General features: G+C 61.5%; 11 protein-coding genes. 3 read left to right on the top strand and 8 right to left on the bottom strand.

The genetic code is table 11. The features are described 5' to 3' along the window. Window positions 1-318: 318 nt before the first annotated feature. A complete protein-coding gene (locus LUB09_RS05070; protein ID WP_231421833.1) occupies window positions 319-1,185 on the bottom strand; it encodes a pirin family protein in 867 nt (288 codons plus the stop codon). Between the two features lie 278 nt (window positions 1,186-1,463). Here LUB09_RS05070 and LUB09_RS05065 point away from each other — a divergent pair, with 278 nt between their 5' ends. After that, on the top strand, window positions 1,464-6,287 hold the full coding sequence (locus LUB09_RS05065; protein ID WP_231421832.1) for an RHS repeat-associated core domain-containing protein: 4,824 nt from the start codon (window positions 1,464-1,466) through the stop codon (window positions 6,285-6,287). After that, window positions 6,284-6,664 carry a hypothetical protein gene (locus tag LUB09_RS05060; RefSeq protein ID WP_231421831.1) on the top strand — a complete coding sequence of 127 codons (381 nt, stop codon included), beginning with the start codon at window positions 6,284-6,286 and terminating at the stop codon, window positions 6,662-6,664. The genes LUB09_RS05065 and LUB09_RS05060 overlap by 4 nt, the downstream gene beginning before the upstream one ends. Before the next feature lie 10 nt (window positions 6,665-6,674). Here LUB09_RS05060 and LUB09_RS05055 read toward each other — a convergent pair whose 3' ends face one another. The 7 genes from LUB09_RS05055 to LUB09_RS05025 form a co-directional block, all read right to left on the bottom strand. After that, entirely contained in the window at window positions 6,675-7,904 is a 1,230-nt protein-coding gene (locus LUB09_RS05055) for a M20/M25/M40 family metallo-hydrolase (protein ID WP_231421830.1), read from the bottom strand. Between the two features lie 48 nt (window positions 7,905-7,952). After that, window positions 7,953-9,011, bottom strand: a complete 1,059-nt coding sequence (locus tag LUB09_RS05050) for a diguanylate cyclase (protein ID WP_231421829.1) — start codon at window positions 9,009-9,011, stop codon at window positions 7,953-7,955. A gap of 306 nt (window positions 9,012-9,317) precedes the next feature. Beyond that, window positions 9,318-10,199 (bottom strand): LysR family transcriptional regulator, encoded by an 882-nt coding sequence (locus tag LUB09_RS05045; RefSeq protein ID WP_231421828.1) that lies wholly within the window; start codon window positions 10,197-10,199, stop codon window positions 9,318-9,320. 118 nt (window positions 10,200-10,317) lie between these two features. Further along, the gene (ycaC, locus tag LUB09_RS05040; RefSeq protein WP_209981292.1) at window positions 10,318-10,935 is read right to left on the bottom strand and encodes an isochorismate family cysteine hydrolase YcaC; all 618 of its coding nucleotides are present in this window, start codon (window positions 10,933-10,935) and stop codon (window positions 10,318-10,320) included. Between the two features lie 22 nt (window positions 10,936-10,957). Further along, window positions 10,958-12,796, bottom strand: coding sequence for an amidohydrolase (locus LUB09_RS05035; RefSeq protein ID WP_231421827.1), 1,839 nt, complete (start codon window positions 12,794-12,796; stop codon window positions 10,958-10,960). Beyond that, window positions 12,793-13,383, bottom strand: coding sequence for an antibiotic biosynthesis monooxygenase (locus tag LUB09_RS05030; protein ID WP_003235611.1), 591 nt, complete (start codon window positions 13,381-13,383; stop codon window positions 12,793-12,795). Before LUB09_RS05030 ends, LUB09_RS05035 begins: the two co-directional genes overlap by 4 nt. A gap of 91 nt (window positions 13,384-13,474) precedes the next feature. Continuing rightward, on the bottom strand, window positions 13,475-14,248 hold the full coding sequence (locus LUB09_RS05025; protein ID WP_209981285.1) for an L-iditol 2-dehydrogenase: 774 nt from the start codon (window positions 14,246-14,248) through the stop codon (window positions 13,475-13,477). Window positions 14,249-14,493: 245 nt separating this feature from the next. Between LUB09_RS05025 and LUB09_RS05020 the strand changes: the two genes are divergently transcribed. After that, entirely contained in the window at window positions 14,494-15,414 is a 921-nt protein-coding gene (locus tag LUB09_RS05020; protein ID WP_231421826.1) for an AraC family transcriptional regulator, read from the top strand. Window positions 15,415-15,473: the final 59 nt, after the last annotated feature.

Below are 15,473 nucleotides of genomic sequence, written 5' to 3'. Positions count from 1 at the left end.
ACGGGAAGATCGCATGAAATCAAGATGGCGGGTATAGCGCAGCACAAAATGTAGAAGGCTGCGCCAAACCTGTGGCGAGCGGGCTTGCCCTAATGCCGTTCAGTTAAGCGCAGATTCCCTGTGGCGAGCAGGCTTGTCCTGCGTTGGGCTGCGCAGCAGCCCCAAAACCAGGCTCTGCGCAGTGCCAGGCAGACTGCGTTTTCCTTGATTAGGGGGCTGCTTCGCAGCCCAACGCGGGGCAAGCCCGCTCGCCACGACAAGCCCGCTCACCAGAGGGAGGTGGTTGCCTTCTATGTGGCTGGCCCCCCGCCCACAGGGTCAGGCATCCATCTGGCCGAATTTGCCGGCCTGGAAATCGGCAAACGCCTGATGAATCTCCTGCTCGGTGTTCATCACGAACGGTCCGTGCCCGACGATAGGCTCGTCGATCGGCTCGCCACTGAGCAGCAGCACCATGGCGTCGTCGTCCGACGCCAGTGAAAGCTGCTGGCCGTCACGCTCGAACAGCGCCAGTTGCCCTTGGCGCGCCACCTCTTCGCCATTGATCTGCACCGTCCCGCGCAGGATCACCAGCGCGGTATTGCGCCCGGCATGCAGGTCCAGGGTGACGGCCTTGCCGGCATTCAGGCGCAGGTCCCACACGTCAATGGGCGTGAACGTGCGCGCCGGGCCTTGGGTGCCGGCGAACTCTCCGGCGATCAGGCGCAGCTTGCCGGCGTCGTTGGCCAGTGGCAGCACGGGAATGTCACCGTCGACGATGGTCTGGTAACCGGCGTCGGCCATTTTGTCCTTGGCCGGCAGGTTGACCCACAGTTGCACCATCTCCAGCGCCCCGCCGCTGCGGGCGAAGGCATCGGAGTGGAATTCCTCGTGAAGAATGCCCTTGGCCGCCGTCATCCACTGAACGTCGCCGGGGCCGATTTTGCCACCGGCGCCAGTGGAGTCGCGGTGTTCGACTTCGCCGTCGTACACGATGGTCACGGTTTCAAAGCCGCGATGAGGGTGCTGGCCGACGCCGCGCCGCTGCTCGGTCGGCGTGAAATCGGCCGGGCCGGCATGGTCCAGCAGCAGGAACGGGCTGATGTGCTTGCCCAGGTTGTCGTAGGAAAACAGCGTGCGCACCGGGAAGCCGTCGCCGACCCAGTGGCCACGAGGGCTGGTGTAAAGACCGATAAGCTTTTTCATGATGTACCTCCAAAGTGCATACACCTTAAAACCGATAGCAATTGTGCGCTAGACGGTAAAAACAGCGTTGATCGTTCCATGTATGGAACGATACATCAGTGCGCGCTGTTGCGGAGCATCGTATGGGAGACAAGCTCTACTGAAACATCCCACAGCGCCGCCGGATAACCTCTACTCCCCTCCTACTCCGACCTCTGCAAAGTCCTTCGCCTGATCACACAGTGCGAGGGATTGCAGATGGAGTTGCTGGCTAAGGCCCCCGGTTGCGGGGCTGCTTCATGATTCCGGTCATTGCCAAGCTGGTGCTGACGCCAATGGATGCCAAGGCACCGGACGTCGAAAGCGTTTTTCGTGATTTTCGCGATTGCCTGAACACCTTCGACGCATGGGCCGAGAGCTTCTGGAGCGGCTCGGCGCTGGAGCTTGAACAGATCTTCAAGGTCGGCGACGACATCACGCTGAGTGCACCGCTGTCTTCGCGCACGCCAAGCGCTGTTGTCGCGACCTGCCCCGCCCAGGGTTCGCTTACCCTGGTGCATCTGTTCGAAAGCACTCGCTTCGTGCCCATCGGCGATACGCCGGTGATGGTGCAGGCCATCGCCCCGGATGGCAGCGCTGTGGGCGCCCCGCTCCATCGCACGATAGATGCCAGCGGCAGGCTTGAAATCCCGGAATGCACCCGCGGCCAGCCGTATCAAATTACCTTCTACCCCAATGTTTCCAAAGACCACATCAAGGCGCTGTATGCGTCTTATCAGTCGCTGACCGCCGGGCTGGAAATTCGCCTGCGCGAGCAATGGAAAGACACCTTCCAAGCGCAGTGGACTGAGTTCGCCAAAGTCCCACCCTTAAAGCGCAGCGCCCTGCAGGGCGCCGCCTTCGCGGGCGGTTTGGCCAAAGCCCTCTACAACCTGTGGGACAACATCACGCAGCTGTACGACCTGATCGCCAACCTCAAGGCCAACAGCGAGCAGTTATTGCGCTATGTCTCCCAAAGCGAGCTGGATGAGCTGCTCACACTGGGCAAGGACGCCATCGCCCACGGCCTGCTGGTGCTCAGTGATGAGCCGCTGCTGTTTATCTACCTGTCGGCGATGACCAACTGGATTCGCCTGCTGCCGCCACCGCAGATGGTTGAGCTGGTGGGCGAAATCACCGGCGAGGTGCTGATCAATCTGTTGCTGATCTGGGCCACGCGGGGCATGGGCGTGAAGATTCGCCTGGGCGTGCAGGTGGTGGGTCATATCAAGTCCGGGCGGGTACGCCGCTGGCTGGAGATGCTCGCCGAGCAGTTGGCGCCGCCGGGGTTGGCGCAGCATGTCGAGACGGCCAAGCCGTTGCTGCTGGGGAGCGCGGCCACGCCGATCAAGACGGTGGCGCCGCTGAAGGTGGGCGAGGAACTGGTGCCGAACGCCGTGCCGGCGGTGCGCAGCAAGCAGCAGCGCACCGCACTCGTGCACGAATCGCCCGTGGATGACGTGCCGGTTTCGGCGAAAAACCCGGCGGGGGATGCGTCTGCGTCTGCGGACAAGACCGTGACCAACGGCTGCCCGGTGTCGATGGTCACCGGCGAGGAATTGCTCACCCTCACCGACGGCACGCTGGACGGGATTTTACCGTTTGAGTGGACGCGGGTGTATCGCACCAGTGCGGTGGAAATCGACGTTGGGCTGGGGTTTGGCTGGAGTCACGCCCTGGCGCAGCGGCTGGTCGTGTCCGGCGATTCGGTGGTGTGGACCGACCATGAAAATCGCTCGACCACCCTGCCCTTGCCGACCGCTTCGCGCCCGGCGATCACCAACAGCCTGGCCGAAGCGGCGATCTTCCTGGGCGATTTGCCGGATGAACTGGTGCTGGCCCAGGCGTCGCGGTTTTACCACTTTCGTGATGGCGTGCTGGTGTCGATCAGCGATGCGTATGACAACCGGCTGCGCATTTCCCGTGATGTGCTGGGGCGCATTGAACGGCTGGACAACGGCGCCGGGCGCTCGCTGTGGTTGCGTTATGCGCAGGGCCGGATTGGCGCGGTGGACTATCAGGTGCATCGCGCCAAGGGGCGTGAGCCTTACGAGTGGGTCACTGAGCAGACGGTTGTGTCCTACGCCTACGACGACACAGGCCGACTGGTGTCGGCGACCAATGCCGTAGGTGAATGCGAGGTTTATCGGTACGACGAGCAGCACGTGATTCTGGAACGTGGGCTGGCCGGTGGGGCGAGTTTCTTCTGGGCGTGGGAACGTTCCGGCAAGGCGGCGCGCTGTGTACGGCACTGGGCCAGTTTTGCGCAGATGGACACGCGCTATGTGTGGGGTGATGACGGACGCGTCACCGTGCATAACGCCGATGGCAGTCAGGAAGTGTATGTGCATGACCCGCGGGCGCGGCTGGTGCAGCGGGTTGATCCGGACGGCGCTCAACACTTCAAATCCTACGATGAAAAAGGCCGGCTGACGGTTGAGCAGGACCCACTCGGCGCGGTGACGGCGTATCAGTACGACGACGCTGGGCGCTTGGTGGCGCTGTTTCCGGGGGACGATGAGCCGACGTCCTACGAGCATGACAACGGGTTCGTACGGGTGGTGCGTCGAGGCGAGGCGGTTTGGAAGTACGAGCGTAATGAACAAGGCGACGTAACGCGTAAGACCGATCCTGACGGCCATGTAACCGACTACAGCTACAACAAACACGGGCAACTGATTGGCGTCTGGTATCCCGATCACAGTTGCCAACGGCTGGTATGGAATGAGCGCGGGCAACTGCTTGAGGAGCAGTTGCCCAATGGCGGGATCAAGCGCTACCGCTATGACGACCTGGGACGGGAGGTTGCCCGCGAGGATGAGCATGGGGCGCTGACCCAATACCAATGGGACAGCGTCGGTCGGTTGGTTCGTCTGGTATTGCCGGGCGGTGCGTGTCGCGAATACAGCTACAACGCCTACGGAAAAATCACCGCCGAACGCGATGAACTGGGCCACGTCACTCGCTACGAGTATGCCGACGGGCTGCACCTGATCAGTCGACGGTTCAATGCCGATGGCTCGCAGGTCCAGTACCGCTACGACAATACTCGGTTGCTGCTGACCGAGATCGAAAACGAGGTGGGCGAGACCTACCTGATTACCTACCACCCCAACGGCCTGATCCAGCAGGAAATCGGCTTTGACGGCCAGCGTACCGCCTACGTTTATGACCTCAACGGCAATCTGCAGGAAAAGACTGAATACGGCGACGATGGCAGTCAGTTGGTTACCCGCTACGCGCGTGACCACGCCGGACGCCTTGTCAGAAAAACCCTGCCCGATGGCGCCCTTGTTGACTATGCCTACGACCGCCAGGGCAATCTCCTCAGCGTCGAAGACGGTCACTGGGCGCTGGCCTACGAATACGATCGACAAAACCGCCTGACCGCCGAGCATCAAGGCTGGGGCACCTTGCGTTATGGCTATGACGCCTGCGGTCAACTGCAGCGCCTGCGCCTGCCGGACAACAACCGCGTCACGTTTAACCACGATAAAGGTGGCCACCTCGCGACGGTTCAGCTCAACGGTGAAGTGCTCACCTCGCATCTATTCAAAGCGGGCAAGGAGCAGCAACGACAGCAAGGCGAATTAATCAGCCATTACCACTACGACGACCAACACCGCCTGCACGCCCACGCCATCACGCAACAGGAAAACCGCCACTACCGCCGCCAATACGACTACGACAAATCCGGCAACCTCAGTCGTATCCTCGACACCCGCAAAGGCGAACACCACTACGCCTACGACCCGCTCCACCGCCTGATCCGCGCCGATCACTCGCAGGACTTACAGGAACGCTTCGGCCACAACCCAGCCGGCAACCTGCTGATGCACGACCGGCCCGGCCCGGACATCGTCGCCGGCAATCGCCTGATGATCCAGGGCGACCGGCATTACGACTACGACGCCTTCGGCAACCTGATCCGCGAACGCCGTGGCAAAGCTCACGCACTGATCACCGAATACCGCTACGACTGCCAGCATCGTTTAACCAGCATCACCCAACCCAGCGGCCAAACCGCCGAGTACCGCTACGACCCCTTTGGCCGCCGCATCAGCAAAACCGTTGACGGCGTAACGACGGAGTTCTTCTGGCAAGGCGACAAACTGATCGCCGAACACCACGCCGACCGCCACCGCAGCTACCTCTACGAACCCGACAGCTTCCGGCCTTTAGCCCTGCTGGAAGGTTTCGGCCCCAACGCCACCCAGCCCTACCACTACCAACTCGACCACCTCGGCACCCCACAGGAACTCACCGCCGCAGACGGCGAAATCGTCTGGTCCGCGCACTACCGCGCCTACGGCCACATCAGCCGCCTCGACGTCGGAAAAGTCGACAACCCGCTGCGCTTTCAAGGCCAATACTTCGATCAGGAAAGCGGCCTGCACTACAACCGTCATCGCTACTACAATCCGGATGTTGGGCGCTATCTGACGCCGGACCCGATGAAGCTGGCGGGTGGGATCAATGCGTACCGGTATGTGCCCAATCCTACGGGTTGGGTGGATCCGCTGGGGCTAAGCACATGCCCAGGTGGAGATGGATGTAAATCAAGCACTACAGCTCAAAATCCTGCAGAGAACGTAAATCACGGAGAGCCTGCACTACCGCAAGCTAAAAGAGCTGAGCGGCAGGCAAGAATTGACGAACTCGCAGAGGCGAACGCCTACAGGCGGTTAGATGAATTGGAAAAAGCAACGCCGGGGGCACATTTTTTAGAGAAACATGGGGCTCAGACGTCGCTAGAGTCTCAGTTAGAGAGAGTCATGACAGCAAAAAACCCAACTACTGGTGAGATAGAAAGATACCTAAGGGGTCCCCATACGGGAGAACCTAGACCGCCCAGTGCAGCCACTCACTTTTTAAGTCACAGGGATCAGTTAAACGCTATCTACCGTGCACAGCTCATCTTCAAGCAGACAAATTTATCGGTATCTAAAAGACCAATGGACATAGGTAAAATTATTGGCGAAGGTTATAAAAAAGAAAATTACGAATACGAAAAAACAAGAAATGCAAGAGTCTTCTTAAATGAAAATGGACAGCCTATCACTGCCTATGGTGACCTCGAATGAAATTTAAACCAGACTTACAAATCATCAAAGGTCTTCTATTCACTTACTGCATAGAAAACTCACGAGATTATGAAAGAGAAGAGTTGATTTTTTCAAAAAACGTGAACAACGAACAAGAACTTATAAGCTTATTTGAAATCCTTACAAAACCAGAGTTCATGAGATACAAGCAAGATGAAAGGCGCTGGCATATCGATACACTTCAACATTTCCTAGAAAAGGGAGATGACTTTGAGTCTGTATTTTATCTATTTGACACATACTTCGAAGAAGAAATCTTAAACAAAAGGAAGTTCACGCTAACTTTACTCAACTGTCTAGTCACTTATGATGCAGAAGCTACCGCAACAAAAATAGGCTCACTCAACACCGAGTGAGCCCCCCCACTCACCGCTTCGAAAGTTCCATAATCATCCGACTCAACAAATACACCCGCGGCACCACACTCTCCACCTCCGCATATTCCTCCGGTGTATGAATATTGCCCCCCACAATCCCGAATCCATCCAGCGTTGGCGTGCCCACTCCGGCCGACAAACTGGCATCCGCTGCACCGCCGCTGCCTTCGATGGTCAACTGCTTGCCCAACTCCCCATAAATGCCCTGGGCAATTGCCACCAATTTGTCGGACTCTGCCGTCTGCGGCATTGGCGGCAAGCCGCGTTTGAGCGTGGTGGTCACTTCGGTTTCCGGGATGAGCTTGTTGGCGGATACGCGCACCAGGTCCTTTTCGATCCGATCAAACTCTTCCGGCAATGCTGCGCGTACGTCAGCCTTGGCGGTGGCGTGGTCGGGGATGACGTTGGTGCGGTCGCCGGCGTTGATCACGGTGAAGTTGATGGTGGTTTTCTTGTCTTCGTCGCCGAGCTTGCCCAGTTGCAGGATCTGGTGCGCAGCTTCCATGGCGGCGTTGCGTCCCAGTTCCGGGGCGACGCCGGCGTGGGCGGCTTTGCCTTTGACGTCGACCACGGCGGTGGCGCTGCCTTTGCGCCACACCACCAGGCCGTCGGCCGGGCGACCGGGTTCCAGGTTGAGGGTGACGTCGTGGCCCTTGGCGGTTTTGCGGATCAGGTCGGACGCGATATCGGAGCCGGTTTCTTCGCTGGCGTCGAGCAGAAACGTGATTTTTGCGTAGTCCTTGAAGCCCTGGTCTTTGAGGACTTTGAGCGCGTAGATGCCAGCGACGATGCCACCCTTGTCATCCATCACGCCGGGGCCATAGGCGCGTCCGTCCTTGATGTGAAACGGGCGCTCGGCGGCCGAGCCTTCCTTGAATACGGTGTCCATATGCGCCATCAGCAGGATGTTGGCCTTGCCGCTGCCCTTGAGCGTGGCGATCACATGGCTGCTGTTGGCGGCGGCATCCGGGACGCGTTCGATGCTGAAGCCGAGTTGCTTGAGCTCATCGACCGCGATGTCGCTGACTTGTGTCAGGCCTGGCCCATAGCCAGAGCCCGAATCGATGTTCACCAGGCGCTCCAGCAGTTTCAGCGCCTGGCCTTTGTATTGCTCGGCACCCGCCTGAATCTGTTTATGGGGTTCGGCGCTGTAGGCCGGGACTGCGAAGGACAAGGCCAGCGTGACGGCCAGAAGGGTGCGCGGGAAGGTGAAAAGCATAAACCGATCCTTGTTAAGTGCTGGTAGGAAAAGTCACACCCTACCCCACTAGACGGATCGCAACCAACTGCCTTGTACGCAACTGACGCGGTTGCGCCCGCCGCTTTTGGCCTCGTACAGCGCGAGGTCGGCATCGTTGAGCCACCGGGTGCAATCGGCATGCTCCGCTTGATACGGCGCCAGGCCGATGCTCAAGCTGGCGCGCAAGGTCGGGTCCTGGTCATAGACCAGCGCGTTGAAGCGATCACGCAGGGTATCCATCACGTCGGTGGCACGATTGAGCGGCATGCCCGGCATGATGATGCAGAACTCATCACCCCCGTAACGCCCGGCCAGATCGGTGATACGCAAGTTCTGGCGCAACACTTTGCCCAACTGGCGCAGGACGATATCACCGGTGACGTGGCCGTAGGTGTCGTTGATGAGTTTGAAATGGTCGATGTCAATCAGCGCAATCACCGCGCCCTGCTGCTCCCGGCGACAGCGTTGGAACTCGATCTCCAGATGATCCTTCCACGCGCCATGGTTGAGCAAGCCGGACAGGCTGTCGGTACGGCTCAAGGCCAGCAGTTCGCGCTTATGCCGGGCCAGGGTCCGGGCCTGTCGATAGCAGATCCAGCCCAGCGCCAGCGGGTACAGCATCAGGATTGGCAGGCAGCCATACAGCTGGGCCTGGGTGGTCACGGCGACAAACGCCGGGGCGAACACCAGCAGCGCTGCACAAACGCCCAAGCCCTGCGCGATCCACCCTGCGCACATGAAGCGCGGGCCACCAATGGCGACGTTGTTCATCGTCATCATCGACAGTGTGGTGACGCTGGGCAGCGGATTGAAGTGCATGGCACCGACCCAGAACCCGCCGCAGAAGGAATCGAACAGTAAATTGCGCCGCTCGCTGCGCAGGGTGTGCACCGCCCGCAATGACAATTGAAACGCCACATGGGGCCAGACAAACGCGTTCACCAGCATCCACGCCCACACCCACGGCGATGGATCGAGGGGGTACATGCCAAACAACACGCACACAAAGCCGAGCGTCAGCCCCAGCGCGCGGGATTTATACAAACGGGTAGCGAGCGGAACTCCGTTTCCTCCTGGGGCAGCCATGGTCGCGTGTGATCCTGGATGAATGCCTGGAGTCTATCAGGGTAACGGCCATTAGCCACTAACGCTTATTGGCCGGTCGCTCATGCGCACCGAAGATCGAACGGGAGCCTCTGTGGCGAGCAGGCTTGTCCTGCGTTGGGCTGCGCAGCAGCCCCAAAACCAGACGCTGAGCCGTATCAGGTACACCCGCGTTTTGCTTGATTGGGGGCGCTTCGCACCCCAACGCGGGGCAAGCCCGCTCGCCACAACAAGCCCGCTCGCCACGACAGGCCCGCTGCCACAGGGATAACGGGTCCATCTCCCCTGTCAGCAGCCACCCGCCAAACGCTCGCGCAAAAACTCGACCAGCGTCTGCACCGGCCTGGAGCTTTGCCGATGCTGCGGGTACACCGCCGACAACGTCAGGGCCTCGGGTGCGAAATCGTCCAGCACCGTCACCAGACGGCCGTCCTTCAACGCTTCGCCGACGATGAACGTCGGCAAATAGGTGATGCCCAGACCTGCGATGGCCGTATCACGCAGCAGGTCGCCGTTGTTCACACGCATGCGCCCGCTGACATTCAGCGCCTGCACCTTGCCTTTGAACCGCCATTGCACCTGGCGACCGTGGCCGTAGGGCAGGCAGTCGTGTTCGGCGAGGTCGTCAGGTTTTTGCGGCGTGCCGCGCAGGGCCAGGTAGTCGGGGCTGGCGCAATACACGCGGGAGATGCTGGCGATGCGGCGGGCGATCAGGGTGGAATCTTCCAGGGTGCCGATACGCAGCACCAGGTCGTAGCCTTCGCCGATCAGGTCGACGGGGCGATCGCTCAAGTCGACCTCCACCGCGACGTGCGGGTAGCGCTGTAAAAACAACGGCAACAGGCAGCCCAGGTGCGCCATGGCAAACGACAACGGCGCACTCAGGCGCAGGGTGCCGCGCGGTTCGCTGTTCTGGCCGGCGATGCCCTGCTCCATTTGCTCGACATCGCTGAGCAGGCGCAGGGCGGATTCGTAATAGCGCTGGCCCAGTGGCGTCACGTCCAGGCGCCGCGTGGAGCGGTTGAGCAGACGCACGCCGAGGCGGTCTTCGAGCTGGATCAGCCGACGGCTGACAAATTGCTTGGACAGGCCCAGTTGCTCGGCAGCGGCGGTGAAGCTGCCGGACTCCATCACCTGACAGAACAGGCGCATGTCTTCGAAGGGGTTCATTGTCACTTCTCGGTAGACAGTTGGCAGGTTTATAGCGGTTAACCAGGCACACCACAAAACACATTGTGGGAAGGGGCTGGCCCCCTCCCACAGGCAGCATCGGCCTGTTCTAAACGGATTACTTGGCAGTAAACGCCGAGTAGCTGTTCATCAGGTTGCGGTAGTTGGGGATGCGCGGCGACAACAGGTTGGCCAGGCCTTCCATGTCGTTGCGCCAGTCAACCTGCAGTTCGCAGGCCACGGAGAACCAGTTCACCAGCTGTGCACCGGCGGCGGTCATGCGGGCCCATGCCGCTTGTTGCACGGTTTCGTTGAAGGTGCCGGAAGCGTCGGTGACCACAAACACTTCGAAGCCTTCAGCGAGGGCACACAGCGTCGGGAAAGCTACGCACACATCCGTGACCACACCCGCGATGATGATCTGCTTGCGCCCGGTGGCCTTCACGGCCTTGACGAAATCCTCGTTGTCCCACGCATTGATCTGGCCTGGACGCGCGATGTACGGCGCGTCCGGGAACAGTTCCTTGAGCTCCGGCACCAGCGGGCCGTTGGGACCGCCTTCGAAGCTGGTGGTGAGGATGGTCGGCAGGTTGAAAAACCTGGCGACGTCGGCCAGGGCCAGCACGTTGTTCTTGAATTCGTTGGGCGAAAAATCCTGTACCAGGGAGATCAGGCCAGTCTGGTGATCCACCAGCAGTACCACGGCATCATCTTTGTTCAAGCGCTTGTAGGTCATGGGTCAACTCCTTCAGGGGGGGTTAAAAGGCAAAGCACGAGCAGCCAAACGCACCCCAGAACCCCTGGAAGTCGCTGACCGGCACGCTGGAAAGGCGCGCTGTTTCATGGCGGTGGGCATGCACGCCACAGGGGCCGCTGCACTGGTGAACCTGAGCCTGCATCGGTGCACCGGGGCGCCAATGGCCGGGCACCTTGACCACCGGCGACCAGTCCGGCAGCACCGGCACGCGTGGTGGCGCGAAATCCTCGAAGTCGCCGGCGCCGTACACCACCTTGCCGCCAACCACGGTGAGCACCGACTCGATCCACTTGATGGCTTCTTCGTCGACACTGAAAAAGTCCGCCGACAACGCAGCGACGTCCGCCAACTGGCCGACCTTGATCTGGCCCTTCTTGCCCTGCTCCGACGAAAACCAGGCGCTGCCATGGGTAAACAGCTCAAGCGCGGTGAGGCGCGGCAGGCCTTCGGCGTGCAGCGCCAGGCCGCCCACGGTGCGGCCGCTGACCATCCAGTACAGCGAGGTCCACGGGTTGTAGCTCGACACCCGCGTGGCATCGGTGCCCGCCCCCACCGGCACGCCTTCGGCGAGCATGCGCTGGATCGGCGGCGTGGCTTCGGCGGCCTTGGCGCCGTAGCGTTCAACGAAGTACTCGCCCTGAAAGGCCACGCGGTCCTGAATCGCGATGCCACCGCCGAGGGCGCGCACGCGCTCGATGTTGTGCGGGGTGATGGTTTCGGCGTGGTCGAAGAACCACGGCAAGCCGTTGAACGGGATATCGCGGTTGACCTTCTCGAACACGTCGAGCATGCGCGAGATGGATTCGTCATAGGTGGCGTGCAGGCGGAACGGCCAGCGCTGCTCGACCAGATGACGCACCACCGGCTCCAACTCCTGCTCCATGGTCAGCGGCAGGTCGGGGCGTGCCTCGAGGAAGTCTTCGAAGTCAGCCGCCGAGAACACCAGCATTTCGCCGGCGCCGTTGTGGCGCAGGTAGTCATCGCCCTGGTGCAGCGTGACGCTGCCGGTCCAGTGTTTGAAGTCGCTGAGCTCTTCCTTGGGCTTCTGGGTGAACAGGTTGTAGGCGATGCGCACCGTCAGTTGCTCGTCCCTGGCCAGTTGCTCGATCACCGCGTAGTCGTCGGGGTAGTTCTGGAAACCGCCGCCGGCGTCGATGGCACTGGTGAGGCCCAGGCGATTGAGTTCGCGCATGAACTGGCGGGTGGAGTTGACCTGGTACGCCAGGGGCAGCTTCGGGCCTTTGGCCAGGGTCGCATACAAAATCATCGCGTTGGGCCGCGCCACCAGCATGCCGGTGGGGTTGCCGTGGCTGTCGCGCACGATCTCGCCGCCCGGCGGGTTCGGCGTGTCTTTGCTGTAGCCGGCCACGCGCAGGGCCGCGCGGTTGAGCAAGGCGCGGTCGTACAGGTGCAGCACGAACACCGGCGTGTCCGGCGCGGCCTGGTTCAACTCGTCCAGGGTCGGCATGCGTTTTTCGGCGAACTGGAATTCGTTCCAGCCACCGACCACGCGCACCCACTGCGGGGTGGGCGTGCGGTCGGCCTGGTCCTTGAGCATGCGCAGGGCATCGGCCAGGGACGGCACGCCTTCCCAGCGCAGCTCGAGGTTGTAGTTGAGCCCGCCGCGAATCAGGTGCAGGTGGGAGTCGTTGAGGCCCGGGATCACCGTGCGGCCCTTGAGGTCGATGACCTGGGTGCCGCTGCCGCGCAGAGCCATGGCCTCGCCGTCGGTGCCCACCGCGACAAAGCGGCCCTGGTGGATGGCGACGGCGGTGGCGCGCGGGTTTTCACGGTCGACAGTGTGGAACTGGCCATTGAACAGGATCAGGTCGGCGTTCATAGGGTTTCCTTTACGGAGGCTTCGAGCCAGGGTGCGAACAGCCGGGTGGCCGCCGGCATCAACAGGTACACCACCAACAGCACGATGGTCAGGGTGACCAGAAAGGTGGAGACCACGTAATTGGAGAGGAACGGGTGCAGGCGCAGGATCGGCCCCCAGATGAAGGGCAGGATCAAGGTCTGCGGCAGGATCACGCACAGGCTCACCACCGCCTGCTTCCAGCGCGGCGGCTTGGCCGCGCTGTCGGCAAGGGGGGTGAACCAGAATTCGTTGGCGCCGCCGACTTCGGTATTGTCGCCGTCGGCGAGCATCGGCGCGGCTTCGTCGATCAACAGCTTGCGCTGCGCGGAGTCGAGCCACACTTCAAGGTCGTGGGTGGAGCGATAGCGCAATACGCAGGTGAACAGCGCCTGGCCGTTCTGCGTGCCGCGCACCACGTCGACGCCGAGGTGGCCGGGGCGCTCGCCGGCGATGCGCACGATGCGCCGCAGCCAGGCTTCGTAGTCGGCCTCGCGACCGCGCTTGATCAGGTGTTTGACGACCAGAGTGACGACTTCGTCGGGGCCGGTGCCGGATGTTGCGTCCATGGTGTTGAGTCCCCCATGCAGCGTTGAGCAATGGGGGAATTCTGCCGGTATTGGCGGCGCGGGAATTGGATGTATGTGCTGTAAAAAGCGCTCAATTCATCCAGTTGCCGCCGTCGACATTATAGGTCTGGGCCACCACGTAATCGGCGTCCGTGGACGCCAGGAACACCGCCATGCCGGTCAGGTCATCCGCCGTGCCCATCCGGCCGTACGGCACCTCGGCAGCGACCCGGCGTTTTTTCTCGCCCGGTGCCAGGCCTTCATGCCTGGCGAACAGGGCGTCGACGCCGTCCCAGTGCTCGCCGTCGACCACCCCCGGCGCGATGGCGTTGACGTTGATGCCCTGCCTGATCAGGTTGAGCCCGGCCGATTGAGTGAGGCTGATCACCGCGGCCTTGGTGGCGCAGTACACCGCCACCAACGGCTCGCCGCGCCGCCCGGCCTGGCTGGCCATATTGATGATTTTGCCGCCATGGCCCTGGCGGATCATCTGCCGGGCCGCGGCCTGCAAGGTGAACAGCGTGCCGGCGACGTTGATCGAAAACAACCGGTCGAAGCTGGCGCGGGTGATATCGACGATGGGCGCCAGGTCAAACAGCGCGGCGTTGTTGATCAGAATGTCGAGTTTGCCGGCGTGGGCCACCACCGCGTCGATTGCCGCATCGATGGAAGCCTGCTCGGTCACGTCCATCGCCACGGCGTAGGCGTGCGGGCCCAGTTCGGCGGCCGTGGCCCGGGCCTGCTGCAGGTTGATATCGGCGATGGCAACCGTTGCGCCTTCGGCAATATAGGCCTGGGCAAAGGCCCGGCCGATGCCCCGCGCCGATCCGGTGATCAGCGCGCTCTTGCCTTGGAGTCGTTTCATGGGGTCAGTGTCCGTCAACAGTCGTTGCGAGAGCCATGGCGTTGTGCGCCTGCTGTTTTTGTTGTCGAGCAACGATTACAGCAGCTTGGCCTGACCCTCACAAACGCCTGGCGCATGCGCGACCGGTACTTTTTTAACCGGCGCGCCAGGCGCAAAAAAGTACCGGTTGCACGCGATAACAGAGGTAGCGCAGGCAGGCTGCGGGCGAGTATTTTGGCGTGACCCAACGCACAAGAGGCAGCCACATGCCCGTTGACCGCGCCACCCTGTTTGAACATCGCCCCGCCGAGCTGGAAGTGATCCTGCCCGAGCCGGAGCATTGTTTCCGCTGGTTCGAACACGACTATCCCTTCGAGCTGGCACGCTGGAACCACCATCCCGAGTTCGAGATCCACCTGATCCGTCAAGGCAGCGGCAAGCTGGTGGCGGGCGACTACATCGGCGCCTTCAGTGCCGGGCACGTGGCCCTGATCGGCCCCGACCTGCCCCACGACTGGATTGGCGAGCTGGCGCCCGGCGACTGCCTGCGCGGCCGCGACGTGGTGCTGCAATTCGACGGCGCCGCCCTGCTGGCCCTGCGCAACACGCTGCCGGAACTGGGCGACTTGCAGCCCCTGTTCGACAGGGCCCGGCGCGGCCTGCAATTCAGCGGCGCCACCGCCGTGCAGGCGGCGGCCTTGATGGAAGACATCGGCCATGCCCACGGCCTGCAACGCCTGATCCTGTTCCTGCAGTTGCTCGACACCCTGAAAAGCGCCCCGGCACCGCAGGTGAAAGCGCTGGCCAGCGCCTGCTACGCGCCAACCCTGGACGCCCGTAGCGCCGAACGCATCAACACCGCGTTCGATTACCTGATGCGTGAGTTGACCGGCGACCTGCGCGTGTCGGTCATTGCCCAACAGCTGCAGATGAGTGAACCGGGGTTTTCGCGCTTCTTCAAGCGCAACACCGGCCACGGTTTTATCGACCTGATGCGCAAGTTCCGCGTGCAGCGTGCCTGCCGCCTGCTGCTGCAAAGCGACCGCTCGGTGGCCAATATCTGTTTTGAAGTGGGCTACGCCAACCTGTCCAACTTCAATCGGCACTTCCGTATCGAGATGCAGCAGACACCGAGCGAATACCGGCGTGGCAGTGCAGTTCATCTGTTTGATCCCGGCGAAAAATGACACCCAGTCATTTCTGATCAACAGGTCGACTAATTTCGCTTTTTTCCATTCCATTCAGT

This window comes from Pseudomonas sp. Leaf59, assembly GCF_920984685.1.
GTDB lineage: Bacteria > Pseudomonadota > Gammaproteobacteria > Pseudomonadales > Pseudomonadaceae > Aquipseudomonas.
Note: the sequence above shows the minus strand (reverse complement) of the source record. Positions and strands in the feature narration are given on the sequence as shown.